Source organism: Streptomyces sp. Edi4, assembly GCF_040253615.1.
Taxonomy (GTDB): Bacteria; Actinomycetota; Actinomycetes; order Streptomycetales; family Streptomycetaceae; genus Streptomyces.
In genome coordinates, this window is the sequence record NZ_JBEJGY010000004.1 from 5,874,168 (window position 1) to 5,899,566 (window position 25,399).

General features: G+C 72.0%; 21 protein-coding genes and 2 pseudogenes. 13 read left to right on the plus strand and 10 right to left on the minus strand.

The window, feature by feature from the left end; translation table 11 throughout:
• Positions 1-131 precede the first annotated feature (131 nt).
• The 6 genes from ABR738_RS28760 (at position 132) to ABR738_RS28785 (ending at position 7,286) form a co-directional block, all read left to right on the plus strand.
• Positions 132-677, plus strand: coding sequence for a flavoprotein (locus ABR738_RS28760; protein ID WP_350232854.1), 546 nt, complete (start codon positions 132-134; stop codon positions 675-677).
• Between the two features lie 65 nt (positions 678-742).
• Positions 743-1,345, plus strand: a complete 603-nt coding sequence (locus ABR738_RS28765) for a TetR/AcrR family transcriptional regulator (RefSeq protein ID WP_350232855.1) — start codon at positions 743-745, stop codon at positions 1,343-1,345.
• Between the two features lie 160 nt (positions 1,346-1,505).
• A complete protein-coding gene (locus ABR738_RS28770) occupies positions 1,506-2,819 on the plus strand; it encodes an MFS transporter (RefSeq protein WP_350232856.1) in 1,314 nt (437 codons plus the stop codon).
• A 305-nt stretch (positions 2,820-3,124) separates the two neighbouring features.
• A complete protein-coding gene (gene cimA, locus ABR738_RS28775; protein ID WP_350232857.1) occupies positions 3,125-4,768 on the plus strand; it encodes a citramalate synthase in 1,644 nt (547 codons plus the stop codon).
• Between the two features lie 129 nt (positions 4,769-4,897).
• On the plus strand, positions 4,898-6,241 hold the full coding sequence (locus tag ABR738_RS28780; protein WP_350232858.1) for a hypothetical protein: 1,344 nt from the start codon (positions 4,898-4,900) through the stop codon (positions 6,239-6,241).
• 133 nt (positions 6,242-6,374) lie between these two features.
• Positions 6,375-7,286, plus strand: coding sequence for a tetratricopeptide repeat protein (locus tag ABR738_RS28785; RefSeq protein ID WP_350232859.1), 912 nt, complete (start codon positions 6,375-6,377; stop codon positions 7,284-7,286).
• Here ABR738_RS28785 and ABR738_RS28790 read toward each other — a convergent pair.
• The 3 genes from ABR738_RS28790 to ABR738_RS28800 form a co-directional block, all read right to left on the minus strand.
• Positions 7,268-7,543: a DUF2087 domain-containing protein gene (locus tag ABR738_RS28790; protein WP_350232860.1), complete on the minus strand. Its 276-nt coding sequence runs from the start codon at positions 7,541-7,543 to the stop codon at positions 7,268-7,270. The genes ABR738_RS28785 and ABR738_RS28790 overlap by 19 nt on opposite strands.
• 71 nt (positions 7,544-7,614) lie before the next feature.
• A complete protein-coding gene (locus ABR738_RS28795) occupies positions 7,615-8,235 on the minus strand; it encodes a YceI family protein (protein WP_350232861.1) in 621 nt (206 codons plus the stop codon).
• Positions 8,236-8,441: 206 nt separating this feature from the next.
• Positions 8,442-9,782, minus strand: a complete 1,341-nt coding sequence (locus tag ABR738_RS28800; RefSeq protein WP_350232862.1) for a helix-turn-helix domain-containing protein — start codon at positions 9,780-9,782, stop codon at positions 8,442-8,444.
• Between the two features lie 112 nt (positions 9,783-9,894).
• Here ABR738_RS28800 and ABR738_RS28805 point away from each other — a divergent pair, with 112 nt between their 5' ends.
• The 3 genes and pseudogenes from ABR738_RS28805 (at position 9,895) to ABR738_RS28815 (ending at position 12,283) form a co-directional block, all read left to right on the plus strand.
• On the plus strand, positions 9,895-11,289 hold the full coding sequence (locus ABR738_RS28805) for a M64 family metallopeptidase (RefSeq protein WP_350232863.1): 1,395 nt from the start codon (positions 9,895-9,897) through the stop codon (positions 11,287-11,289).
• Positions 11,290-11,634: 345 nt separating this feature from the next.
• A pseudogene (locus ABR738_RS28810) lies at positions 11,635-11,946 on the plus strand (class I SAM-dependent methyltransferase); the annotation flags it as partial.
• 214 nt (positions 11,947-12,160) lie between these two features.
• Positions 12,161-12,283, plus strand: a complete 123-nt coding sequence (locus ABR738_RS28815; RefSeq protein ID WP_350234905.1) for a hypothetical protein — start codon at positions 12,161-12,163, stop codon at positions 12,281-12,283.
• 47 nt (positions 12,284-12,330) lie between these two features.
• Here the strand turns inward: ABR738_RS28815 and ABR738_RS28820 are convergent, their stop codons facing one another.
• Positions 12,331-13,377, minus strand: coding sequence for a substrate-binding domain-containing protein (locus ABR738_RS28820; protein ID WP_350232864.1), 1,047 nt, complete (start codon positions 13,375-13,377; stop codon positions 12,331-12,333).
• Positions 13,378-13,622: 245 nt separating this feature from the next.
• Here ABR738_RS28820 and ABR738_RS28825 point away from each other — a divergent pair.
• From ABR738_RS28825 to ABR738_RS28840, 4 genes and pseudogenes are all read left to right on the plus strand, one after another.
• Positions 13,623-16,023, plus strand: a pseudogene (locus tag ABR738_RS28825) (polysaccharide lyase 8 family protein).
• Positions 16,024-16,233: 210 nt separating this feature from the next.
• Positions 16,234-17,817, plus strand: a complete 1,584-nt coding sequence (locus tag ABR738_RS28830) for an acyl-CoA carboxylase subunit beta (RefSeq protein ID WP_350232865.1) — start codon at positions 16,234-16,236, stop codon at positions 17,815-17,817.
• A gap of 23 nt (positions 17,818-17,840) precedes the next feature.
• Entirely contained in the window at positions 17,841-18,053 is a 213-nt protein-coding gene (locus ABR738_RS28835; protein ID WP_350232866.1) for an acyl-CoA carboxylase subunit epsilon, read from the plus strand.
• 159 nt (positions 18,054-18,212) lie between these two features.
• The gene (locus ABR738_RS28840) at positions 18,213-19,052 is read left to right on the plus strand and encodes an alpha/beta fold hydrolase (protein ID WP_350232867.1); all 840 of its coding nucleotides are present in this window, start codon (positions 18,213-18,215) and stop codon (positions 19,050-19,052) included.
• Positions 19,053-19,155: 103 nt separating this feature from the next.
• Here the strand turns inward: ABR738_RS28840 and ABR738_RS28845 are convergent, their stop codons facing one another.
• From ABR738_RS28845 to ABR738_RS28870, 6 genes are all read right to left on the minus strand, one after another.
• Positions 19,156-19,737 (minus strand): GTP-binding protein, encoded by a 582-nt coding sequence (locus ABR738_RS28845; protein ID WP_100577617.1) that lies wholly within the window; start codon positions 19,735-19,737, stop codon positions 19,156-19,158.
• Positions 19,718-20,299, minus strand: coding sequence for a DUF742 domain-containing protein (locus tag ABR738_RS28850; protein ID WP_350232868.1), 582 nt, complete (start codon positions 20,297-20,299; stop codon positions 19,718-19,720). Before ABR738_RS28850 ends, ABR738_RS28845 begins: the two co-directional genes overlap by 20 nt.
• A 111-nt stretch (positions 20,300-20,410) precedes the next feature.
• Positions 20,411-20,824 carry a roadblock/LC7 domain-containing protein gene (locus ABR738_RS28855; RefSeq protein WP_053725133.1) on the minus strand — a complete coding sequence of 138 codons (414 nt, stop codon included), beginning with the start codon at positions 20,822-20,824 and terminating at the stop codon, positions 20,411-20,413.
• A gap of 10 nt (positions 20,825-20,834) precedes the next feature.
• Positions 20,835-24,053, minus strand: coding sequence for a nitrate- and nitrite sensing domain-containing protein (locus tag ABR738_RS28860; RefSeq protein WP_350232869.1), 3,219 nt, complete (start codon positions 24,051-24,053; stop codon positions 20,835-20,837).
• Between the two features lie 365 nt (positions 24,054-24,418).
• Positions 24,419-25,000, minus strand: a complete 582-nt coding sequence (locus tag ABR738_RS28865; protein ID WP_100577621.1) for a GTP-binding protein — start codon at positions 24,998-25,000, stop codon at positions 24,419-24,421.
• Entirely contained in the window at positions 24,981-25,388 is a 408-nt protein-coding gene (locus ABR738_RS28870) for a DUF742 domain-containing protein (protein WP_350232870.1), read from the minus strand. The genes ABR738_RS28865 and ABR738_RS28870 overlap by 20 nt, the downstream gene beginning before the upstream one ends.
• Between the last annotated feature and the right edge of the window lie 11 nt (positions 25,389-25,399).

Here is a 25,399-nt window from a genome sequence, read left to right on the forward strand (position 1 = left end):
GGGTGAGACCGCCCGAGGGGTCCGGCGGGTGCACGCCCCGTAACCCCGGCCCCGCGCAACCCGGCCCTCCGGTCACCCCGGACCTCCGCCACCCCGGACCCACCGGAACCCCGGTGTGATCGACTAGCCGTATGACTTCACGGACCATCTACCTCCTCTGCTCCGCCGCCCCGCCCGTTTTCGACGTCGCCGCCGTGGTCGAGTCGCTGCAAGCGGGGGGCTGGGACGTGTGTCTTGGACTTACGCCCACCGCCGCCTCCTGGGTGCAGGAGTCGTTGTCGGGGCTCGCCACGTTGACCGGGCATCCGGTGCGGTCGCGGTACGAGCGGCCGGGGGAGGTCGACGCCTGGCCGGGCGCGGACGCCATTCTGTTCGCGCCCGCCACCTTCAACTCCCTCAACTCCTGGGCGTTAGGGCTGACGTCGTCCTATGTGACCGGCGTGGCCGCCGAGGCGATCGGCAGGCGGATACCGGTCCTCGCCATGCCCTGCGTGAACGCCGACCTCGCGCGGCACCCCCAGTTCGAGCGGTCCATCGAGGTGCTGCGCTCCGCCGGCGTGACGGTGCTCCACGGCGCCGGCGCCGGGCCCCTACCGGACCAGCACGGCGAGCGGGCCCCCGAGGGATACCCGTGGCGGCTCGCCCTCGACGCGGTGGAGGCGGCGGTGCGGGCCTGAGCGGCGTTGTCGGGGCGGACGCCCGCGTGGCCGGTCCCGGCCACGCGATCGGGTAGAACATACGGGTGAACGCACCGCGCCGCCGCAACACCGCCCCGCCCCGCGAGGAACTGCTCGCCGCCGCCATGGCCACCATCGCCGAGCGCGGGCTCGACGGGCTCACCATGGCGGGGCTCGGCCGGGAGGTCGGGATGTCCAGCGGGCACCTGCTCTACTACTTCCGCAGCAAGGACGAGCTGCTGCTCCAGACCCTGGAGTGGAGCGAGGGCCGGCTCGGCGACGAGCGGCGCGGGCTGCTGGCCAGGCCCGGCACCGCGCGGCAGCGGCTCGACGCCTACATCGACCTGTACGTCCCCGACGGGCCGCGCGACCCGCACTGGATCCTGTGGCTCGAGGTCTGGAACCGCTCGCAGAACGCCGAGGGAACCGCCCGCGTCCGGCAGGCCGCCATCGAGGGCGCCTGGCACCGCGACCTGGTCGCGATACTCGCCGAAGGCGTCTCGCGCGGTGAGTTCCGCCCGGTGGACGCCGACCGCTTCGCCTCCCGGCTGCGCGCCCTGCTCGACGGGTTCAGCGTCCATGTCGCGGTCGGCCTGCCCGGCACCGGACGCGATCAAGTACTCGGCCACGTAAGGGAGTTCGTGGACGATTCGCTGATGCGCACGTGACGCGCCGCCCCGCGCGATCCTGACGCCTGGCCCGGCGCGCTCCCGACACGCCGCCCCCCCCCGCGCGCCCGGCGCGGGGAACGCAACGCACGCAAGTAGGCCCGATCGTTGCGCCCGTACTCCTTGTCGCCCGGGCCCCGCTGCGTCACCGTGAGCGTCCATGGGACGAGAGCACTGGAAGAAGATCTGGGTCGGTTCGGCCGGCAACATGGTCGAGTGGTTCGACTGGTTCGTGTACGCCACGTTCGCCGTGTACTTCGCGGACGCGTTCTTCCCGAAGGGCAACGAGACCGCCAACCTCATGAACACCATGGGGATCTTCGCGGTCGGCTTCTTCATGCGGCCCGTCGGCGGCTGGCTGCTGGGCCGGATCGGCGACCGCAAGGGCCGCAAGGCCGCGCTCACCCTGACCGTCACCCTGATGTCCGCCTCCGCGATCCTCATCGCGATCGCGCCCACGTACGCGGTCGCGGGCTACGGGGGAGTGGCGGTCCTGCTGGTCGCCCGGCTGCTCCAGGGGCTCTCCGTGGGCGGTGAGTACGCCGCCAGCGCCACCTACCTGACCGAGGCCTCCGACCCCGGCAGGCGCGGCTTCGCCTCCAGCTTCCAGTACGTCTCGATGACCGCGGGCCAGCTCGTCGGCCTCGGCCTCCAGATCGTCATGCAGCGCAGCCTCTCGGACGCGGCCCTGCACAGCTGGGGCTGGCGCGTCCCCTTCATCGTCGGCGCGCTCGGCGCGGCCGTCGTCTTCTATCTGCGCCGCTCCATGCTGGAGACCGAGGTGTACGAGGAGTCGGACGCGGCCCGCGACGAGGACCGGGGCACCCTGAAGGCGCTGTGGGCGCACCGGCGCGAGGCGCTGCTGGTCATGGCCCTCACCATGGGCGGCACCGTCGCGTACTACACGTACACGACGTACCTGACGAAGTTCCTGTCCAAGAGCGCCGGCATGGAGAAGTCCACCGCCTCCCTCGTCAGCTTCTGCGCGCTGTTCGTCTTCATGTGCCTCCAGCCGCTGGCGGGCGCGCTCTCCGACCGGATCGGACGCCGCCCGCTCCTGATCACCTTCGCCGTCGGCTCGACCTTCCTGACCGTACCGATCATGACGATGCTCAAGCACGCCGGGACCTTCTGGCCCGCCTTCGGTCTCGCCCTGCTCGCCCTGGTCGTGGTCACCGGCTACACCTCGATCAACGCCTGTGTGAAGGCCGAGCTCTTCCCCACCAGCATCCGCGCGCTCGGCGTCGCCCTGCCCTACGCCCTGGCGAACGCCCTGTTCGGCGGGACGGCCGAATACGTGGCGCTCTGGTTCAAGAAGGCGGGCGCCGAATCCGGCTTCTACTGGTACGTGGCCGGGTGCGCGGCCGTCTCCCTTGTCGTCTACCTCACCATGCGCGAGACGCGCGACATCGACCTGCACCGGGTCGCGCAGGCGTCGCCGGCCACCGAAGCCGAACCGGTCCCCTCGAATTAGCGCAGGTCGGGCGGCGCCCGGATGGTGAGACCCCGTCTCAGGGAGCCGGACCGGTATGGCAGACTGCCAGCGTGCTCGCTTTCGCCATGATTATGGACAGCGGCGCGCCGGTCCGCAGTGATCGCTGAACCGTGGAACCACCCGCGGCGGCGGCCATCGTGCCCCAGACCCGCGCGCAGACCTCTCGCACCCGCGAGGGGTCTTTTCGTTTACCGGCCCCACCACGGCCGGGGCGAGCGGCGCGACGACGGGGGCAAGTGGAGCCAGGAGCTCGGAGCCACTAACCCGACAGGAGTCAGATCAGCATGACGACCAACGAGGCGCACGGAGCCGCCGAGGAGAGTCTTCTCCACGGCCCCCGGGTCGACGACGGTTTTCACGTCTTCGACACGACGCTGCGCGACGGCGCCCAGCGCGAGGGCATCAACCTCACCGTCGCGGACAAGCTGACGATCGCCCGGCACCTGGACGAGTTCGGCGTGGGCTTCATCGAGGGCGGCTGGCCAGGCGCCAACCCCCGCGACACCGAGTTCTTCGCCCGCGCGCGACACGAGATCACCTTCCGCAACGCCCAGTTGGTCGCCTTCGGCGCGACCCGCCGCGCGGGTGGCAAGGCCGCCGAGGACCCCCAGGTGAGGGCCCTGGTCGAGTCCGGCGCTCCGGTGATCACGCTGGTCGCCAAGGCACACGACCGCCATGTCGAGCTGGCGCTGCGCACCACGTTGGAGGAGAACCTGGAGATGGTCCGCGACACCGTCTCCCACCTGCGCGAGCAGGGCCGGCGGGTCTTCCTGGACTGCGAGCACTTCTTCGACGGGTACAAGGCCAACCCCGAGTACGCCAAGGCCGTCGTGCGGGCCGCCAGTGAGGCCGGCGCCGACGTCGTCATCCTCTGCGACACCAACGGCGGCATGCTGCCCGCGCAGATCCACGCGGTCGTCGCCACCGTCCTTGCCGACACCGGCGCCCGGCTCGGCATCCACGCCCAGGACGACACCGGGTGCGCGGTCGCCAACACCCTGGCCGCCGTCGACGCGGGCGCCACCCACGTGCAGTGCACCGCCAACGGTTACGGCGAGCGCGTCGGCAACGCCAACCTCTTCCCTGTGGTCGCCGCCCTTGAGCTCAAGTACGGCAAGCGGGTGCTGCCCCAGGGCGCGCTCGCCGAGATGACCCGCATCTCGCACGCCATCGCCGAGGTGGTCAACCTCGCCCCCTCCACGCACCAGCCGTACGTCGGGTACTCCGCCTTCGCCCACAAGGCGGGCCTGCACGCCTCCGCGATCAAGGTCGACCCCGACCTCTACCAGCACATCGACCCGGGTCTGGTCGGCAACCACATCCGGATGCTGGTCTCCGACATGGCGGGCCGGGCCTCCATCGAGCTCAAGGGCAAGGAGCTCGGCGTCGACCTCGGTGACGACCGCGAGGTGGTCGCCCGGGTCGTGGAGCGGGTCAAGGCACGCGAGCTGGAGGGCTACACCTACGAGGCCGCCGACGCCTCCTTCGAGCTGCTGCTTCGCGACGAGGTCGAGGGCGGCCCGCGCGACTACTTCCGCATCGAGTCGTACCAGGCGATCGTCGAGACCCGCGAGGACGGCACCCACGCCAATGGCGCCACCGTGAAGTTCTGGGTCGGCCAGGAGCGTCTGATCGTCTCCGCCGAGGGCAACGGCCCGGTCAACGCGATCGACTCGGCGCTGCTCCAGGGCCTGGAGCGGTTCTATCCGCAGGTCGCCAAGTTCGAGCTGGTCGACTACAAGGTGCGCACCCTGGAGGGCAAGCACGGCACCGCGTCCACCACCCGCGTCCTGATCACCACCACGGACGGCGCGGCCGAGTGGACCACCGTCGGCGCGGGACCCAACGTGATCGCCGCGTCGTGGGAAGCGCTCCAGGACGCGTACACCTACGGTCTGCTGCGGGCCGGCGCCGAACCGCGCCGCTGAAGCCGCGCCGGGGCGGGGCCGCGCCAGAGGACCCGGGGCCGCCCGCCCCGCACCCGGCCGCCCGCCCCGCACCCGGCCGCCCGCTTCCCGTATGTCCGTTTCCGCGTCCCCTCGGGTAGCGTCGGCACCATGAGGCTCAGGGTTATCTCCGTACTCCCCGCCGTAGCGCTCGCCGCGCTGGTCACGGCGGCGCCCGCCATGGCCGCCTCCGGCGCGTCCGACGTGGCCGACCAGCTCAAGAAGAGCCCGGTCTACGTCGATCCCGGAGCCGCGAGCCAGCTCAGTCCCGCCCAGGCCGACGCCCTGGCCAAGAAGATCAAGGACGCGGACAAGCCGCTGTTCGTGGCCGTGCTGCCCAACAGCGCCGCGTACCCCAAGGATTCGATCCTGGGCTACCTGCGCACGGACACCGGCGTCACAGGCCTGTACGCGATCCGGCTCGGCGACGCCTTCACCTCCGGCGCCGACCGCAAGGTCATGCCCCCGCAGGCCGTCAAGAACCTCAACAGCGCGGTGCGCGCCCCCGGCACCGGCGAAGACGCGGCGACCCAGCTCAACGCCTTCGTCGACAAGGCCCTGCCGCAGATGAAGGGCCACGCGCCCGCCTCCTGGGGCGGCGGCTCGCACTCGGGCGGCGGGGTGAACACCGGCGCGCTCGTCGGGGTGGGCGCGGTCCTCGTGGCGGGCGGCGCGGGCGCGTACGCGCTGGTGCGGCGCGGGCGCAGGAGGAAGGCCGAGGAGGAGCGGGCCGCGCTCCAGCGCCTTCAGGTCGTCGTGGACGAGGACATCACCGCGTTCGGCGAAGAGCTCGACCGGCTCGACTTCCACCCGGCGGAAGCGGGCGCCGACGACGCGATGCGCGCCGACTACGAGCGCGCCCTGGACTCCTATGAGACCGCGAAGTCCCTGATGGCCAAGGCCGAGCGGCCCGCCGACGTGACGGGCGTGACCCAGGCCCTTGAGGACGGCAGGTTCTCCCTCGCCACCCTCGCCGCCCGCCGCGAGCACCGCCCGCTGCCCGAGCGCCGCGCCCCCTGCTTCTTCGACCCGCGCCACGGCCCCTCCGTCGAGGACGCCACCTGGACCCCGGCCGGCGGCGCCCCGCGCCAGGTGCCGGTCTGCCTCGCGGACGCGACCCGGCTGCGCGACGGCCAGGACCCGATGGTCCGCGAGGTCGACACCGACCAGGGCCGCCGCCCCTACTACGACGCGGGCCCGGCCTACGGCCCCTGGGCGGGCGGCTACTTCGGCGGCGGCATGCTGCCCGGCCTCCTGATGGGCACGATGCTCGGCTCCATGCTGTCGACCCCGGCGTACGCCTCGGACTACGGGGCCGGCTCCTACGACATGGGCGGCGGCTACGACGGCGGCGACGTGTCGGGTTCCGACTTCAACCCGTCCGACTTCGGGGGCGACTGGGGCGGCGGAGGCGGAGGCGGCGACGGCGGGGGGTTCGGCGGCGGCGACTGGTGACGCGGGCCCCCTCGGGGGATACGAGGGCCCGGGCGCGGCGGGTGTGACGCGGGCCGCCCCGCCCGGGCGCTGTTGACCCGTCGCGCCCCAGCGAGTGATAGTTGCGAGCCGCACATCCAGAGTTGGGGACACATTGCACGCCGGGCACGAAGACACCATCGCGGCCTGCGCCGACGTCGAGGCGCTGCTGCGCGAGGGCCGCACCAGCGCGGCCCGCAAGGCGGCGCGGGCGGCGCTGTACACCGAGGGCCCCGACCCCCGCCTCTACGCCCTGCTCGGCCGCGCCTATGCCGCCGAGGGCGCCCACGAGCACGCCGACCGGGCCGAAGCGGTGTTCCGTGAGGGCCTTGACGCCTTCCCCGACGACCTCGGTCTGCTCGCCGCCTACACCGATCTGTGCCTCGCCGACGACGACCCCGCACGCAATCGCCGGGCCCCCGAACTGGCCGCCCGGATAAGGGAGTTGGACCCGGACTCGGCGCGGGCGCAGTACGCGGCCGAGGTCCCCGGCGCCACCGGGCGGCCCTCCGACGCGCGGGTGCAGCGGCACGACGCGCGCCTCGTGCTCGCGGTCATAGGCCACCCGGTCGGAGCCGCGCACCAGGCGTGGGACCAGGCGCGGTCCCGGCCCGCCGACGACCGTACCGCCGTACTCGCCGAGTCCCTGACCGCGCTGGCCCACCGGGGCAGGGCGCCCCTGCGCCTGCTGGTGCGGGCCCCGCTGGCCGGCGCCGTCGGCTGCTGGGCGTGGTTCGTGGGTGTGCTGCTCGCGGTGGCCGCCCTGGGCCTGCCGGCATGGACCGGTGTCGCCGCACTGGCCGGTCCGGCGCTCGTCCCGCTGCTGCATCTGGTCCTTGCCGCCGCCCGCCGCCGCGCCCTGGCCCGCCCCCAGGTGGCGGCCGCGCCGCCGTCCTCGCACAGCGCGTTTCCCGCCCTGCCTCAGGTGCCGCCGTACACGACCCGCGAGAAGACGGCCGCCGCCCTTGTCCTGGTCGCGGTGCTCGCGACGCTCGCGGTGTTCGCGGACTACCTGGCGCGCCGGTAGCGGGCGCCGTCCCGGGTGCGCACGAGATGCCCGCCGGTCACCAGGAAGCGGCGCAGCGCGGGAAAGTCGTCGTGCACGGTGAGCAGCGCCTCGTTGACCGCACGCTCGCTGTAGTCGCGGCCGGGCGCGAAGAGCGTGGCCGCGAGATGGGTGAGCAGCTGTTCGCGGCGCGCGGTCTTGCGGGGGATCGCCGTCAGACGCCCGTGGGAGAAGAGGGCGTTGACCGCTGGGGAGCCGATGACGGCGTTCTCGGACATGCGCGGCAGCCTGGCCCACCGCGCACCGTGAGGCAAGGCGTTTTCGGCGCCGGCCGGGGCTTTGGCGGCGGTCAGGCGGATTTGATCGCGGAGATGTCGAAGGTGAGCTTCACCTTGTCGCTGACCATCACGCCGCCCGTCTCCAGGGCCGCGTTCCAGGTCAGGCCCCAGTCGGAGCGCAGGATCTCGGCGCTGCCCTCGAAGCCGACCCGCTCGTTGCCGTAGGGGTCGGTGGCCGCGCCGTTGAACTCCAGGTCGATGGTGAGCGGCCGGGTGACGTCCTTGATCGTCAGGTCGCCGGTGATCCGGTAGGTGTCGCCGCCGAGCGCCGAGGCCCCGGTCGAGCGGAAGCGCATGAGCGGGAACCGCTCGGCGTCGAAGAAGTCGCCGCTGCGCAGGTGGGCGTCGCGGTCCGCGATGCCGGTGTCCACGCTGGCGATCTTGACGTCGATGGCGGCGGCGGACGCGGCCGGGTTCGCGCCGTCCAGGGTGAGGGTGCCCTCGTGCTCGGTGAAGGAGCCGCGGACGTTGGTGACCATGGCGTGGCGCACGCTGAAGCCGATGCTGCTGTGCGCCGGGTCGACGGTGTAGGTGCCGCTCAGGGCGGCGAGCGCGGGGTCCGCCGGGGTGGCGGGCGCGGGGGACTCGGGCGTGGCGGTGTCGCCGCTGTTCTTACGGCCGAAGAGACCCATGACGTACTCCTTCGCTGTGCGCCGCGGCCTGGCGCCGAAGCGGTTTAATGTTCAACGAGATTCACGCTAGAACTATTCCGTTCGGATTTCAACTACTTCGGGGAGTGGGTGTGGCGCGGCTTCGGGGAGTGGGTGTGGCGCGGCCCCGTTGAACGGGTGTGCGGGGCTCCGGGAAGCGGGTACGGCGCGGTGTGGCGCGATCTCGCTCAGGCGCCGGGGACGCCGGGTGGCATCGGGGCCGGCCCCAGGGTGGTCGTGCCCGGCGCGGCCCGGTGGCCGAGGCCGGTGCGGTAGGCGTCCATGGCCGCCTCCATGCGCCCGGCGCGGCGCAGCAGGTCGCCGAGCAGACGGCACAGGTCCGCCAGGTCGCCGCTCGCCCCGCTCCGTTCGAGCAGCCCGAGCGCGGTGACGTAGTGCCGCTCCGCCGCGTCGCTCTCGCCCCGCTCCTCGTGGATCAGACCGAGGAGGCGGTGCGCGCCGCCCGCGTGCACCGCGCCGTGCTGGTCGCCGAGCTCGGTGAGCGGAGTGAGCAGCGCCATCGCCTCCGCGTGCCGCCCGAGGCGCCGCAGCACGTCCGCGAGTTCCACCTCGACCTGCGCCGTGAACAGGGCGGCCCGCTTGGCCGCGAGCATGTCCCGGGCCGTACGCAACTCCCGCTCGGCCGCCGCGAGTTGACTTTCCTGGGCGTGGACGTAACCGCGCATCCAGTGGCAGTGCGCCAGATCGGTGCGCAGACTCAGCTGGCGGTAGACGGACTGCGCCTTGGCGAGCGAGGCGTCCGCGTCGGCGAGGCGCCCCTCCGCCAGGAAGGTCCGCGCGACCTGCCGGTGCATCCCCGCGACCAGAACGGGGTCGGCGACCTGCGGGGCCAGCGCGAGCGCCAGTTCGGCGGCGCGCGCGGCCCGGGCCTGGGCGCCCATGTCCAGATAGGGGCTGATGACCGCCGCGTACAGGAGCACCAGCGCCTCGGGGTCGGCCAGGCCGCCGGTGGTCAGCTCGTCGATGGCCGACTCCAGGAGGTAGCAGGCGTACCGCAGCTCGCCCGCCAGGATGTGGACGACCGCCCGGCCCCGGATCGCCCGGACCCTGCGCGGCAGCGGTTCGGCGGCCAGGATCCGCTCGCTCGCCTCGAAGTGCCGCGCGGCGTCGGCCAGTTCGCCCAGCTCAAGAGCGCACTCGCCGAGCCCGAGCAGCGCCTCGGCGCGCTCCTGGTCCAAGCCGTGCAGCTCGGCCCGCGTCAACAGACCTCGATAGGCGAGGGCCGCCTCGTCGGCCTCGCCGGTCGCCAGCACGCGCTGGGCGTCGGTCAGGGCGAGCCGCAGCTCGGTGGCGAGGTGGGCCGGGCGGCCCGTGGCCAGCTCCTCGTACGTCGTGCCGAGCCGCCCCGCGAGATGGCGCAGAGCCGCCTCCGACGGGCGGACCTTGCCCGACTCCAGGGTGGACACATACGCCGGCGTGTAGGCGGGCTCGGCCAGCTGGCGCTGGGTCAGGCCCAGTTGCGCGCGCAGTCGCTGAACTCGGCGGCCGATCACGGCAGGTGCGTCCATGGCGTCCCCTTGGCCCCAAAGCATTGCGCACGCCCCGTGCGCCCCCTAATTTAAGCAGGCCGTTCACCACATTTATGCGGCTGCTTAACTTCCCTCACTCAAGGAGGACTTCATGCGCTCACCCCTGCGCAGAGGCGCCGTCAGGCACCGCGGTGGCGCCCGGCGCACCGGTATCGCGGCGGCCACGCTGGCCGGCGTCACCGTCCTGGCCGCGCTCGCCTCGGGACCCGGCACCGCGGCCGCGGCCGGACCGCCGCCACCACCGCCACGGCCCCAGGTGCAGGTCGAGATACCCGGACCCGAAGCCGGCCCCGGGCAGACCCCGGCGGGCTCGGGCCACGCCATGGTCCCGGTCAACGGGCAGGGCAGGCCCGCGTCGCACCTGTCGGCGCCCGCGGCCACCGCCGCCGACGGCCAGGTCACCAAGATGATCGACAACGGCTCGACCGCCGACCGCCTGGACGTCGTCATCGTCGGCGACGGGTACACCGCCGGTCAGCTGGACCAGTTCCACGCCGACGCCAAGGAGAAGTGGGGCGAGATCACCGGCGTCGAGCCGTACACGACGTACCAGAACCTGTTCAACGTCTGGACGGTGGACGCCGTGTCCGCCCAGAGCGGGGTCTCCGGTGATCCGGCGCAGGGCGACGTGAAGAACACCGCGCTCGGCTCGTACTTCTGGTGCGACGGCGTCGAGCGGCTGCTCTGCGTCGACCAGGACAAGGTCGACTCCTATGTGGCCAAGGCGCCCCAGGCCGATCTGGTCGTGGTGCTCGCCAACAGCGCCAAGTACGGCGGGGCGGGCTACAACGAGCCGTCCAAGACGCTCGGTTACGAGGGCATATCCACCGCGTCCGCCGGGAACGCCAAGTCCGGGCAGGTCGCCATCCACGAGACCGGGCACTCGCTCGGGAAGCTGGCGGACGAATACTTCTACCCCGACACCCCGGGCTACGAGCACTACACGGGGCCCGAGCCCGCCCAGTCCGACATCTCGACCCTGTCCGCCGACCAGATGGCGGCCCAGCGCGTCAAGTGGTACCGCTGGCTCGGTGAGACGTCGCCGGACGGGGGGACTGTGGGCGCATACGAGGGCGGCGGCTACTACGTCACCGGCCTCAACCGGCCCACCGACGCCTCGATCATGCGGGTGCTCGGCAAGCCGTTCAGCCTGCCGGGGGTGGAGGCGATGATCGCGGGGTTCTACCGGCACGCGTCGATCGCGACGCCCGCGACGTCCACGGCGCGTACGCTGCGGCCGGGTGACACGGCCCGGGTGACGGTTCCCCGGCTGGCCGGGGCGCGGCAGCTGACGGTGCGGTGGTATCTGGACGGGCGGGAGCTTCGGCGGTACGCGGGGCGGGACGCGGTGCCGGTGCGGGAGCTCGGGCTTGGGCGGGGGTCCCATGACCTCACGGTCCAGGTGGTCGACCGTACGCCCTCGGTCCGTGATCCTGGGATCGCGGCGGGCCTGCGGGGTTCGCTGCGCTGGCGGCTCCACCGCTGAGGCCAGGGTCCCTGGGGCTGCGCCCCAGACCCCGTTCGGCCTGAAGGGCCTCGTCCTCAATCGCCGGACGGGCTGGGTATGTGCACATGGGCCGGCACGAATCCCGCCAGGGGCGCGGGGAACTGCGCGAGGAGCGGCCACGGTCCGCAGTCGAACTCCCTGGGGCTCCGCCGCAGACTCGGTGGGGCCCCAAGACGGGCTGAGGCTGCCGATGCGGGCCGGCGTCGAGTAGTCAGGGGTGCGGGGAACTGCGCGGGCAACCTCCTGCGGCCCGCACCCCGGCCGGGCCCGAACGGGCCCCTTCCGCACCGGAGTTGGGGCGACGGCGTGTGGGAGAGTCGCGGAATGGGCTTTGATCACAACGACCATTACCATCCCCTCCTGATCCGCCACCTGCCACCACACCCCCGCACCGCCCTCGACGTCGGCTGCGGAACCGGCCGGTTCGCGCGGCGGCTCGCGCGGCTGGGGATGGAGGTGGACGCGATCGACCCCTCCCCGGAGGCCATCGCGCGGGCCCGGGCGCTGTCCCGGGAGGCGGCGGGCGGCCCGGGCCCCCGGTTCGAGCACGCGGACGTCACCGAGGTCCACCTGCCCAAGGCCCACTACGACTTCATCTCGTGCCTGGCGAGCATCCACCACATGCCGTTCACCGCCGTCACGGCCCTGCGGGACGCCCTCGCGCCCGGCGGCGTGTTGGTCATCCTGGGCTGCTACCCGGAGAAGACCCCTCTGGACTGGGCCTGGAGCCTGGCGGCCGTCCCGGTCAACGCCGCCGCCCGGCTCGCCGTCGCCGCGAGGGGCCGGGTCCCCAAGGGGACGGGTCCGCTCCGGCCCCGTCCCGGCCGGACGCGAGCGGGTGAAGGCGCCGGTGGCACCGCCCGCCGTACCCCTGCCGGAGATCCGCGAGCAAGCCGCGGCCCTGCTTCCCGGATGCCGCATCCGCAGGCTGCTCTTCTGGCGCTATCTGCTCGTCTTCCGCGACGGCGGCTGAGGGGCCGAAGGCCCAACAGAGACACTGTCCGGGCCCGCGCCCCCGCGTCAGCCGCTGGAGGCGCGCTGTCGCAGTTCCGGCAGGATCGACAGGCGGTGCCTGGCCCGCCCGGGGTCGGCCACGCGCAGGGCGAGCAGGTCCACCGCCGCGACCCCCACCGCCCGCTTGGGCGGCGCCACGGCCGTGAGCGGGATGTCGGCCAGCGCCGCGACCTCGTCGTCGTACGCCACGATCGCGAGGTCGCCCGGCACGGAAAGGCCCCGCGTCCGCAGCCGGGGGCGCAGCACGATCGCGTCGTGGTCGTTGTGGACGAGGACCGCGTCGAGCAGCCCGTCCCCGACCGCGCCGGTGAACTCGTCGAGCTGGGCGTCCCGGCGCAGTGGATCGGCCTCCGGCGCCGTGATGGTGAAGAGCAGTGACCGCGGCGCGGGCAGGCCGAGGGAGGCGAGCCCGTCGAGGTAGCCCTCCTTGACCAGCGCGCTGTGCGGGCTGTCCGAGCGCACCAGGAGCCCGATCCGTTCGCGGCCCGAGCGCGCGAGGTGGCGTACGGCGAGGCGCGCGCCATGGGCGTGGTCGGTGACCACCTGCTCGGCGCCCGGCACATCGTCCCCCGAGCGCCGCTCCACCAGCACGAAGGGCACGCCGAGCGCCGCGAGCCAGTCCTGGTCGCCGGGCGGCCCGCACGGGGCGATGAGCAGCCCGTCGATGCCGTGCGACAGCAACTGGCGCACCTGCGCCCGCTCTTCGTCGGCCCGGTACTGCGAGATGCCGAGTACGAGCCGGATGCCCCGGGCGGCGGCGGCCTCTCTCGCCCCCCGGATGACCTCGGGATAGTAGTAGTCGGCCGCCGGCACGACGAGGCCGAAGACCGGGCCCGGCCCGTCCGGCCGGGGCGCGCGGCCCGGCGGCGCCGGGTCGGGGAGCAACGCGCCCCCGTGCACCCGGGCCACCAGACCGCGCTCGGCCAGCGCCTCCACGTCCCGGCGCACCGTCACCGCCGACACCCTCAACTCCTCGGCGAAATCGGTCACGCGCAGCGAGCCACGCTCACGCAGCCGCCGCAGTATCGCCTGGTGCCTGTCCTCGGCATGCACGTGGCCCCGCCCCTCCCCGCCGGCTCCCGCCGACCGCCGTCAACCGCTGACCAGGAGCGTAATCCTCGTTGGATCGTTCGTGCGTGTTTCTGAGCGAACGATCAATTCTCGTGATGAATGTGCGAAGTATTGCGCGTTCTTTCGATGTCGTGAGAGAAACCGCTCCATCGCGCCGCGCTCGCCCGGGCCTTCGCGCCCACCCCGTGCCCCTCCTTGTTCGCCCACGTTCCGGAGGTCCCGCCACCATGCCATCCCCCTCGGGCAGTTCACGCCGCACCTTCCTCGCCGCGTCCGGCACCGGCGCCGCCGTCGCCCTGGGCCTCACCCTCCCCACCGCCCCGGCCACGGCGGCCGCCCCGAAGAAGCCGCAACTCCCGCACGCAGCGGAGGAGTTCGACACTCTGCGCCTGCGGTGGCGCGACCTCACGCTCGGCACCGGCTTCGACGCGACCGCCGAGCCCTACGCCACCAAACTGGCCACCCTCGGCGCCGCCGCCCGCACGGCGCTCGCCACCATGGCCCCGGCAAGCGGATCCCTCTGGCCCGACCAGCCGCTCACCAACCCCGCCACCGGCTCCGCCAACATGAGCGCGAGCTACACCCGGCTCAACACCATGGCGCAGGCCTGGGCACAGCCCGGCACCGGATCCACCGGCGACGCCGCCCTGATCGCCGCCGTCGGCCGGGGCCTCGACCACCTGTACACGCGGATCTACAACGAGAACACCAAGTCCTTCGGCAACTGGTGGGACTGGCAGATCGGCAGCCCCCGTCTCCTCCTGGACACCGCCGTCATCGCGTACGACACCCTCACCACCGCCCAGATCGGCCAGTACACCGCCGCCGTCGACCACTTCGTCCCCGACAGCGCCGTCGCCGTCTACGCCGGCACCTCCACCGGCGCCAACCGCACCGACCTGTGCCGGGTCCTCGCCACCCGCGGAGTGCTCGGCAAGAACGCCGCGAAGATCGCCCTGGCCCGCGACGCGCTCTCGCCCGTCTTCCCCTACGTCACCGGCGGGGACGGCCTGTACGCCGACGGCTCCTTCGTCCAGCACACCTGGATCGCCTACACCGGCTCGTACGGCGAGGTGCAGATCGACGGCCTGTCCCGGCTGTTCGCGCTGCTCGCCGGCTCCACCTGGGCGGTCACCGACCCCAACCGGCAGATCATCCTCGACTCCGTCGAGCGCTGCTACGCGCCCTTCATCCACGACGGACTGATGATGGACTGCGTCAACGGCCGCGCGATCTCCCGTCAGACGACCGACGACCAGCTCATGGGCCGCACGATCATGGCCCACATCGCCATGCTGGCCCTCGGCGCCTCACCGGCCGAACGCGACCGCTGGCGCGCCCTGATCAAAGGCTGGACGCAGCGCGCCCAGACCACCCCGGTCCTCACCGACCAGCGCCTGTCGGTCGCCAATCTCGCGCTGCTGCGCGCCGCCGTGGACGCCGCGCCGAGCGCCGCCCCGGCGCCCACCGGCCCCCGCCTCTCCCGCCATGGACCGCGCCGTGCACCGGGGCACCCGCTTCGCCGCGTCCCTGAGCATGTCCTCGAACCGGATCGCGTACTACGAGAACGGCAACGGCGAGAACCTGCGCGGCTGGAGCACCGGATCCGGCATGCTCGCCTGGTGGGGCGCGGGCTTCGCGGGCGATCAGTACAGCGACGGCTTCTGGCCCACCGCCGACCCGTACCGCATGCCCGGCACCACCGTCTCGCGCAAGCCGCTCGCGGACGGCGAAGGCGGCGCGTGGGGCGCGGCCCGGCCCGCCGTCACCTGGGTGGGCGGCGCGGGCGACGGAACGTACGCGGCCCTCGGCCAGCACCTCAAGGGGCTCTCCTCGACCCTGGTCGCCCGCAAATCGTGGTTCTTCGTGGGCGACGAGATCGTCTGCCTCGGCGCCGGCATCGCCGCGAGCGACGGCCGGCCGGTGGAGAGCGTCGTCGACCAGCGCAACCTCGGCGCCGCCGGCACCCATGCCCTGACCGTCGACGGCCGCCGGCTGCCCGGGGCCCTCGGCCGCCGCGACACCTTCCCCCGTGCCCGCTGGGCGCACATCGCGGGCCAGGGCGGCTATGTCTTCCCCGGCGGCGCCCGCCTGGAGACCCTGCGCGAGGAGCGCACCGGCACCTGGCGTGCCATCAACACAGGCGGCACCACCGACCCCGTGGTCCGCCGCTACCTCACCCTCTGGTTCGACCACGGCACCGACCCCACCGGCGCCGGGTACGCCTATGTCGTGCTGCCCGGGGCCCGGCAGGGGGAGACCGCGGTGCGGGCCGCCGACCGCGACCGGGTGCGTGTGCTGGCCAACTCGGCCTCCACGCAGGCCATTTCGGCCGTCCGGCTCGGGCTGCTCGCCGCCAACTTCTGGACGGCGGGCACGGTGGGGGGCCTGGGCGCCGACGGCCCGGCGAGCGTCCTCGTCCACGCAGCGCGCCAAACGGCGACCCTCTCCCTCGCGGCGCCCGACCGCGGCGGGTCACCGGTCGAAGTGACCTGGGACCGGCCGGTACGCTCGGTGACCACCCGGGACCCGAGGGTGGAGGTCCTGGGTACCGGCCGCGCGCTCCACTTGCGGATCGCCCCGGGCACCGCCTGCGAGACGGTGCGCACGGAGGTCGTACTCGCCTGACGCCGAGGCGACGGGCGGCGTACGCGCAGGCGACGCGACGCTGACGACCCGGTTCCGCTTGGTTGTCGGAACCCAACAGATCTCAGGGCCTCCACGCTGTCGAGTCGGCCGCCTGGCGCAGGTCTACTGTCAGCCCCCACTAGGAAAGGGGTCCTGAGACTGTTTGGAGTCGACGGAGGAAATCCTTGGTCCCTTTCGTAGGGTCGGTACATGACCGTTGTGGACGAGACCCAGGGTGAGCCGACCGACACGCGTGGACGCGTGGCAGAACTCCTCGCCCTGCGCGAGGAGGCCCGTCGCGGGCCCAGTGAGCGCGCGACCGAGGCGCAGCACGCCAAGGGCAAGCTGACGGCGCGGGAGCGGATCGACCTGCTGCTCGACCCGGACTCCTTCCACGAGGTGGAGCAGTTGCGCCGGCACCGGGCCGTGGGCTTCGGTCTGGAGGCGAAGAAGCCGTACACCGACGGTGTGATCACCGGGTGGGGCACGGTGGAGGGCCGGACGGTCTTCGTGTACGCGCACGACTTCCGGATCTTCGGCGGCGCGCTGGGCGAGGCGCACGCGACGAAGATCCACAAGATCATGGACATGGCGATCTCGGCGGGCGCCCCGCTGGTGTCGCTGAACGACGGCGCGGGCGCCCGTATCCAGGAGGGCGTCTCCGCGCTCGCGGGGTACGGGGGGATCTTCCAGCGCAATACGCGCGCTTCGGGTGTGATCCCGCAGATCAGCGTGATGCTGGGCCCGTGCGCGGGCGGCGCCGCCTACAGCCCGGCGCTGACGGACTTCGTGTTCATGGTGCGCGAGACGTCGCAGATGTTCATCACGGGCCCGGACGTGGTGCGGGCGGTGACGGGCGAGGAGATCACCCAGAACGGTCTGGGCGGCGCGGATGTGCACGCGGAGACCTCGGGTGTGGCGCACTTCGCCTACGACGACGAGGAGACGTGCCTGGCGGAGGTGCGGTATCTGATCTCGATGCTGCCGTCGAACAACCGGGAGAACCCGCCGGTCCACGCCAGTGACGATCCCGCCGACCGTCGCTCGGAGGTCCTGCTCGACCTGGTGCCGGCGGACGGGAACCGTCCCTACGACATGCGCAAGGTGATCGAGGAGCTGGTCGACGACGGCGACTTCCTCGAGGTCCACGAGCGGTGGGCGCGGAACATCATCTGCGCGCTGGCCCGCCTGGACGGTCAAGTGGTGGGTGTGGTCGCCAATCAGCCGCAGTCGCTGGCGGGTGTGCTGGACATCGAGGCGTCGGAGAAGGCGGCTCGTTTCGTACAGATGTGCGACGCGTTCAACATCCCGATCATCACCCTGTTGGACGTGCCCGGGTTCCTGCCGGGCGTGTCGCAGGAGCACGGTGGAATCATCCGGCACGGCGCGAAGCTGCTGTACGCGTACTGCAACGCGACGGTGCCGCGGATCTCGCTGATCCTGCGCAAGGCGTACGGCGGGGCGTACATCGTGATGGATTCGCAGTCGATCGGCGCGGACCTGACGTACGCGTGGCCGACGAACGAGATCGCGGTGATGGGCGCGGAGGGCGCGGCGAACGTCATCTTCCGCCGGCAGATCGCGGACGCGGAGGACCCCGAGGCGATGCGGGCGCGCATGGTCAAGGAGTACAAGGCCGAGCTGATGCATCCGTACTACGCGGCGGAGCGGGGCCTGGTCGACGACGTGATCGACCCGGCCGAGACGCGGTCCGTTCTGATCGCCTCCCTGGCGATGCTCAAGTCCAAGCACGCGGACCTGCCGTCCCGCAAGCACGGCAATCCGCCCCAGTAGGAACTCAGCCAGAGGAGACGTACGTGAACACCCCGAAGTCCAACTCGTCCGAGTCCCTGCTCCGCGTGGAGAAGGGCGACGCCGCCCCCGAAGAGCTCGCCGCGATCACCGCGATCCTGCTGGCGCGCGCCGCCGCCCAGCCCGCCCCCGCGCCCAAGCGCGGCCGCTCCACCGCCGGCTGGCGCCGCCTCGAGCGCACCCCCGGCTTCCGCGCCCCGCACTCCTGGCAGGGCTGACCTCCCCGGAAACGCCACGCGCCCCGCCCCCGCCCACCTGGGCGGGGGCGTCTTTTTCGCTGGGCCCGCGCCCGAGCGCTGGGTACGTTGGGGCCCGGGCCATGCGCACCGCGCCGCCCGGGAGTGCAGAGAGCGGGAAAGAAAGAGGGGGAGAGGGCCGTGAACGAACCGGCCATCGGCACCTTGAAGGTGCCCGGCGCGACGTTGCGCTACGAGGTGCGCGGGTCAGGGCCCGTGCTGCTGCTCATCGTGGGTGGCGGCGGGGACGCCGGAATCCTCGAACCGGTCGCCGACGCGCTCGCCGACCGCTACACGGTGGTGACCTACGATCCGCGCGGCCACTCGCGCAGCCCCCTTGACGGGCCGGACGAGGACCAGTGCGTGGCGACCCAGGCCGACGACGCCCGCAGGCTGCTCGACCGGGTGGCGCCCGACGGGGCGCCCGCGTACGTCTTCGGCACCAGCTCGGGCGCGATCGTGGCGGTGGACCTGCTGATCCGCCACCCCGAGCGGCTGGCCCGGGTCGTCGCACATGAGCCCGTCCTGGTCTCCCTGCTGCCGGACGCCGCCGAGCAGCACGCCTTTTTCAGCCACGTGGTGGCGACCTTCCACCGCGAGGGGGAGGGCGCGGCCATGGCCGAGATGAGCGCGGGGTGCGGTGAGGAGCGGGGTGAGAAGCCGGACCTGTCCGGGCTGTCACCGGGCATGCTCGCCACGTTCGCGCGGGTGCGGGAGAACTCGGAGTTCTTCCTGGGGCGCGTCCTGGGACAGTTCAGCGCGCACGTCCCACATGGGGAGCAACTGGACGCGCACGCGGACAAGTTGGTGCCGGCCGCGGGGTGGGCGTCGTACGGGCTTCGGCTCTACCGGCCGGCTGCCGCGCTCGCCGAGCGGTACGGGGTCGCGCTCGGGGAGTTCCCGGGCGGCCACGTGGGTGTGGTGACGCACCCCGACGAATTCGCCCTGAAACTGGACGAGTTGCTGCGTAAAGGACAGTGAGGCGGGCCCGCACCGGCGGCTCAGGTCGTCCCGCGCGGTCCCTCGCGCTCCTGGGCATCCGGTGTGGGCCCGCGTCCGTATCGCTCGCCCCAGCCGCGCGGCGTCAGCGCAGGCGTGCCATGAGGGCGTGTTCGACGAGGGTGATGAGGGCGCTCTTGGCGTCGGCGCGGTGGCGGGCGTCGGTGACGATGATGGGGGTGTCGGGGCCGATCTGGAGTGCTTCGCGTACTTCGTCGGGGGTGTAGGGCTGGTGTCCGTCGAAGCCGTTGAGGGCGATGACGAAGGGGAGTCCTGAGTTCTCGAAGTAGTCGACGGCGGGGAAGCAGTCGGCGAGGCGGCGGGTGTCGACGAGGACGACGGCGCCGATGGCGCCGCGGACGAGGTCGTCCCACATGAACCAGAAGCGGTCCTGGCCGGGGGTGCCGAAGAGGTACAGGATCAGGTCCTGGTCCAGGGTGATGCGGCCGAAGTCCATGGCGACCGTGGTGGTCGTCTTGTCGCCGGTGTGGGTGAGGTCGTCGATGCCCGCGCTCGCGGACGTCATCACGGCTTCGGTGCGCAGGGGGTTGATCTCCGAGACCGCGCCGACGAACGTGGTCTTGCCCACGCCGAAGCCGCCCGCCACCACGATCTTCGCCGACGTGGTGGAACGGGCGGCACCGCCGCTAGAGCTTGCGAAGTCCACTGAGCACCCTTTCGAGCAGTGTCACGTCTGGCTGTCCGCCCGCGGACTCGTCGCCGCCGGGCTGATGGATGGCGACAAGTCCGGCCTCCGCCAGGTCGGCGACGAGGATCCGGGCAACGCCGAGGGGAATGGTGAGGAGTGCGGAGATCTCGGCGACCGACTTGATCTCGCGGCACAGGTGGCAGATCCGCTGGTGCTCGGGCAACTGCCCTTGCAGCCTGGCCGGTTCCGCCGTGGTGTGCACCAGCGCCTCGATGGCGAGCTGGTAGCGCGGCCTGGTGCGGCCGCCGGTCATGGCGTACGGGCGCACCAGAGGGTTGTGCGCGCCGGCCGCCGGAGAAGGCTGGGGGGTCGGCCTCGGCTGCACCGTGTCGATCCGGGGCTGCGGCGGCTGGTCATAGGGGCCGGGGCGGCGGTTCGGCTGCTGGTAGGGCTGCTGGTACTGGCCCTGGCCCTGGCCGTGTCTGCCCGGCGCGGGAGGGTAGTTGAAGCGGTTCTGGCCGTGCTCACCCGGAGACTGCTGTCCACCGCTGTAGGGGTGCCCGCCTGGGGGTGTTGTCACGTTTCCTCCTCCGACTACCGGTGCCCGTCCCATGGGGGCCGCGCCACCGCACTTTATGGTGCGGTGGCGAGAAACGCACGGCCTGTCTGCTGATTGAGAACTGATCGGTAACTAGTTAAGAAGGCTTCCCTGAAGCTCCGCCCGGAGGTCGGGGGTCAGCACGCTTCCGGCCCGGTCCACCAGCAGCGCCATCTCGTATCCCACCAGGCCGATGTCGGCCTCGGGGTGGGCGAGAACGGCGAGGGAGGAACCGTCGGAGACCGACATGATGAAGAGGAAGCCGCGCTCCATCTCCACCACCGTCTGGTTGACGGCGCCGCCCTCGAAGATCCGGGAGGCGCCCGCGGTGAGGGAGGTCAGACCGGAGGCCACGGCCGCCAGCTGATCGGCCCGGTCCCGGGGGAAGCCTTCGGACATGGCGAGCAGGAGTCCGTCGGCGGAGACCACCACCGTGTGGGACACCCCGGGGGTGTTGTCCACGAAGTTGGTGATCAACCAGTTCAGATTCTGCGCCGCCTGGCTCATCGGGCTCACACTAACGCTCCTGGTTGTAGGTGTTACTTGTGTCCGACCCCGCGTTACGGCCCTGCTGGACGCCGCGGCGCAGGTTGCTCAACCTGCCGCGCACGTCCTCCGGAGCGCGGGAGACCTGAGGGCCGCCCTGCGGGGTCTGCTCGGCCGCGCCCTCGACCAGATTGGCCTTGGGCACCCGCCGGGGGAGACCGGAAGGAGTGACCCCGCCGGCCTTGGGCTCACGCAGCTTCTCGGCCCGCGTCCAGCGCTCGTCGTTGGTCGAACGCCAGTCGTCGGCCGGCCCGTCCGGCGTCTCGCTCTGTTCCTGCCGGGGCTCGGCCGGCCAGTCCTGCTGGCTGCCGCGCCGGGGCAGACCGGCGTCGGTCAGCTCATGGGCGGTGGTCGGGGTGGGGCCCGGACGGTCGAAGCCTACGCGGTCCGCGGCGCCCTCGGGAACGCCCCGGCTCTCCCCGGCGGATTCCGCTTCCGGTGAGAAGGGGGCCGCGTAGGGCTCCTGGTAGGCGTTCGCCTGCGGCCAGTCGTCCTGCGGGGCCTGGGCGGCGTAGGGATCCTCGTAGGAGCCCTGGCCGGCCGTCTGGTCCCGGTAGGAGCCTTCCGCATAGCCGGACTCCCGGTAGTCGCCCTGGGGCGCGTAGGAGTCCGGGGCGTAGGCACCGGTGTGTTCGGGGGTGTGCTGGTTCTGGTACGAGCCCTGGTACGAGCCGTCGTAGCCGGGCGCCGCCTGGTTGTCGTAGGAGGCCTCGTAGGGCTGCTCCTGCCCGGCGTAGCCCTGCCGGCTGTCGTAGGAGCCGTCGTAGGCCTGGCCCTGCTGGGGCTCGACCTCGTCCCGGTACAGCGGGCGCTCGCCGCCCTGCGCCTGGGCCTCAAGGGCCGCGCGGCGCTCCTCGCGCATCAACGAGCGGTTGACCGGGTCGAGTTCGCGGGGCTCGGCCTCGCCGGACTCGTACCGCGAATCGTCGAAGCCGAGCTCGGCGGCGGTGCGCATCGGGGCGGGCGAGGACTCGTACGGCTGCTGCTGTTGCTGCTCGGGGATGATCGAGGACACCGTGAAGTCGTCCCCCACCGGCGCGCTCTCGCCGCCGCCACCATGGGTGATCGGGTCGGGGAGCATGACGAGCGAGGTGGTGCCGGCCTGCTCGCCCGAGGGGCGCAGCTGGACGCGGATGCCGTGCCGGTCGGCGAGGCGGCCGACCACGAACAGGCCCATGCGCTGGGAGACTTCGGCGTCCACGGCCGGCGGGTTGGCGAGCCGGTGGTTGATGTCGGCGAAGTCCTCGGCGGTCAGGCCGATGCCCTTGTCGTGGATCTCGACCATGACGCGGCCGTCGGGCAGCCGGGTCGCGGTGACGCGGACCTTGGTCTGCGGGGAGGAGAACGTGGTGGCGTTCTCCAGGAGCTCGGCCAGCAGGTGCACGAGGTCGGTCACGGCGCGGCCGTGGATCTCCGCCTCCGGCACCCCGGACAGCTCGATGCGCTCGTAGGACTCCACCTCGGATGAGGCCGCGCGCAGCACGTCGACCAGCGGGACCGGCTGGTCCCAGCGCCGGCCCGGCTCCTCGCCGGCCAGAACCAGCAGGTTCTCGCCGTTGCGGCGCATACGGGTCGCCAGGTGGTCGAGCCGGAACAGGCTCTCCAGCTGGTCCGGGTCTGCCTCGTTGTTCTCCAGGTCGGTGATGAGGGTCAGCTGGCCCTCGATCAGGGACTGGTTGCGGCGCGAGAGGTTGGTGAAGATCGCGTTGACGTTGCCCCGCAGCAGGGCCTGCTCGGCGGCGAGCCGGACGGCCTCACGGTGCACCTGGTCGAAGGCGCGGGCCACCTCGCCGATCTCGTCCGTGGAGTCGATCGGTATCGGCTCGACACGGGTGTCGACCCGGCCGGGTTCGGTGCGCGAGAGCTGGTCGACGAGCATCGGCAGGCGCTGCTCGGCCACGTCGAAGGCGGCGGTGCGCAGCCTGCGCATCGACCGGCTCATCTGGCGGGCCACCATGCCGGCCAGGACGAAGGCGGCGAGCAGCGAGACCACGACGATCGCGCCATTGATGTAGGCGGTGGTCTTGGCGTCGTCCGCGATCTGGCCGGCCTCGGTCACGGCCCGGGTGACCAGGTCGTCCTCGACCGTGGTGTAGCCGTCGAACTTCGAGGTGGCGGCGGCCATCCAGGACTCGGGGGTGATGCCCTGCGCCTTGAGCGTCTTGAGGCTCGCAGCGTTCTGCGCCCCGCCGATGGCGGCGGCCATGCCGTTGTAGATCGAGCCGTCGGCCGCGGGCGCCGCACCGATGTGCGGGCCGTTGTCGGCCTCCTGCTTGGCGCCCGGGAACTCGCCGGCGACCTTGGCCGCCTGCTGCGTCATGACGTCCTTCAGCTTCTGGCTGTCGGCGTCCGTGCCACCCGCGTCGAACTCGCCGAGCGCGATGAACTCCAGGTAGTTGTACGAGTTGAACGCCTTGACCTGGAGCTGGAAGGCCTTCGGGTCGTCGCTGGGCCGCAGCAGCAGGTGCATGCCGATGGAACGCTGAAGCGACTCGGCGGACTTGGCGAGGTCGACCGCGTACACCATGCGGCCGTAGCTGGTGATGTTGCCGGTGCCCAGACCGAGCTCGTTGGAGAACGTGCTCAGGTAGTGCGGGATCGCGGTGTAGCCCTCTTCGGTCAGCACCGGGTTCTTCGCCTCGACGCCCTTGGCGTAGGCGGTCTTGCGCAGGTCGTCGAGGGTCTTCTCGGCCTCGCGGACCTTGGCCAGACGGCGCTTGAGGCTCGGGGTGCTCGGCATGCCCTGGACGGCCTGGTCGAACTTGGCGCGGGCCGCGTCGGAGGCGGCGTACGCCTTGCTGACCACGTCGCTGTCGCGCTGGTTCTCCAGGAGCGGCTGGGCGGTGAGGTCACGCTCGTTGAGCAGGGCCTGGCCGTAGTCGGACGCCGCGCGCACGATGGTGGCGACCTTCTCGGCGTTGCGGGCGTCGCGCCAGGTGGCTATGGACCCGTTCACCTCGAAGCCGCCCATGACGAGGCCGACGAGCACGGGGATGAGCAGGATCGCGTTCAGCCGGGTGGCCACCCGCCAGTTGCGCGGCGAGAAGCGGCTGCTGCTGGCCGGGGTCTTCGTGTCCTTGCCGGAATCCTGGGTGGAGGTCCCTGGCGCCGGTGCCGCCGCCGCGCGCTCGGGCGGGGTGAAGTTGCCCCGCGCCTGCTGCGTCGCGGAGCTCGTCCTGCTTCGCTTCACTCGACCAACAACCTCTCGGAGCCGGCACCAGGGTGGCGTGCCGCTTTGTGTTTCAGAGCCGTACTTCTCGGGGCCGTACCAGCCGTACTACTCGGGAGTTCGTCGAATTCCAGCACGTGCGACGGCTGCCATCCAAACGTCTGGAATCTCAGGTTCCGAGTGGCCAAGGCCTCAGATAAAACGGGCATAAAGAGCGAGCCCCGCCAAATGGCGGGGCTGGCGTGTGCGCAGTGACACCGGATGAACGCGGCGGGTTGCGGTGACACGAGAATTCTCTGTCGAAACGTTATGAACGCGGGGGCGGATCGTGTCAAAGGACACAGTCCGCCCCCGTTTCGTCTACGACAACTGCCGTAGGGCACTACCTACTTGAGGCGCGCCATGAGGGCGTGTTCGACGAGGGTGATGAGGGCGCTCTTGGCGTCCGCGCGGTGGCGGGCGTCGGTGACGATGATGGGGGTGTCGGGGCCGATCTGGAGTGCTTCGCGTACTTCGTCGGGGGTGTAGGGCTGGTGTCCGTCGAAGCCGTTGAGGGCGATGACGAAGGGGAGTCCTGAGTTCTCGAAGTAGTCGACGGCGGGGAAGCAGTCGGCGAGGCGGCGGGTGTCGACGAGGACGACGGCGCCGATGGCGCCGCGGACGAGGTCGTCCCACATGAACCAGAAGCGGTCCTGGCCGGGGGTGCCGAAGAGGTACAGGATCAGGTCCTGGTCCAGGGTGATGCGGCCGAAGTCCATGGCGACCGTGGTGGTCGTCTTGTCGCCGGTGTGGGTGAGGTCGTCGATGCCCGCGCTCGCGGACGTCATCACGGCTTCGGTGCGCAGGGGGTTGATCTCCGAGACCGCGCCGACGAACGTGGTCTTGCCCACGCCGAAGCCGCCCGCCACCACGATCTTCGCCGACGTGGTGGAACGGGCGGCACCGCCGCTAGAGCTTGCGAAGTCCACTGAGCACCCTTTCGAGCAGCGTTACGTCCGGCGTGCCGCCGGTCTCTCCATTGCCGGGCTGGTGGATCGCCACCATGCCGGCCTCCGCGAGGTCGGCCACCAGGATCCGGGCGACACCCAGCGGCATCTGCAACAGCGCCGAGACCTCCGCCACCGACTTGACCTCACGGCACAGGTGGCAGATCCGCTGGTGCTCGGGAAGAAGCGTGGCGAGGTGCGCCGGGTCGGCTGTGGTGCTGACCAGCGCCTCGATGGCGAGCTGGTAGCGCGGCCTGGTGCGGCCGCCGGTCATGGCGTACGGACGGACCAGCGGCTGGTCGCCTTCACTGTCGTACGCCGCGTCGTGCAGGGCGCCGTACGAATCGTGTGAGGCGGATGGCGGGGTCATTGGTTCCTCCG

What these genes read in the sequence shown, in the direction of transcription:
- ABR738_RS28760 (WP_350232854.1), top strand. Translation starts at nt 132, where the DNA reads ATGACTTCACGGACCATCTACCTCCTCTGCTCCGCCGCCCCGCCCGTT.
- ABR738_RS28770 (WP_350232856.1), top strand. Translation starts at nt 1,506, where the DNA reads ATGGGACGAGAGCACTGGAAGAAGATCTGGGTCGGTTCGGCCGGCAAC.
- cimA (WP_350232857.1), top strand. Translation starts at nt 3,125, where the DNA reads ATGACGACCAACGAGGCGCACGGAGCCGCCGAGGAGAGTCTTCTCCAC.
- ABR738_RS28780 (WP_350232858.1), top strand. Translation starts at nt 4,898, where the DNA reads ATGAGGCTCAGGGTTATCTCCGTACTCCCCGCCGTAGCGCTCGCCGCG.
- ABR738_RS28790 (WP_350232860.1), bottom strand. Translation starts at nt 7,543, where the DNA reads ATGTCCGAGAACGCCGTCATCGGCTCCCCAGCGGTCAACGCCCTCTTC.
- ABR738_RS28795 (WP_350232861.1), bottom strand. Translation starts at nt 8,235, where the DNA reads ATGGGTCTCTTCGGCCGTAAGAACAGCGGCGACACCGCCACGCCCGAG.
- ABR738_RS28800 (WP_350232862.1), bottom strand. Translation starts at nt 9,782, where the DNA reads ATGGACGCACCTGCCGTGATCGGCCGCCGAGTTCAGCGACTGCGCGCG.
- ABR738_RS28805 (WP_350232863.1), top strand. Translation starts at nt 9,895, where the DNA reads ATGCGCTCACCCCTGCGCAGAGGCGCCGTCAGGCACCGCGGTGGCGCC.
- ABR738_RS28830 (WP_350232865.1), top strand. Translation starts at nt 16,234, where the DNA reads ATGACCGTTGTGGACGAGACCCAGGGTGAGCCGACCGACACGCGTGGA.
- ABR738_RS28855 (WP_053725133.1), bottom strand. Translation starts at nt 20,824, where the DNA reads ATGAGCCAGGCGGCGCAGAATCTGAACTGGTTGATCACCAACTTCGTG.
- ABR738_RS28870 (WP_350232870.1), bottom strand. Translation starts at nt 25,388, where the DNA reads ATGACCCCGCCATCCGCCTCACACGATTCGTACGGCGCCCTGCACGAC.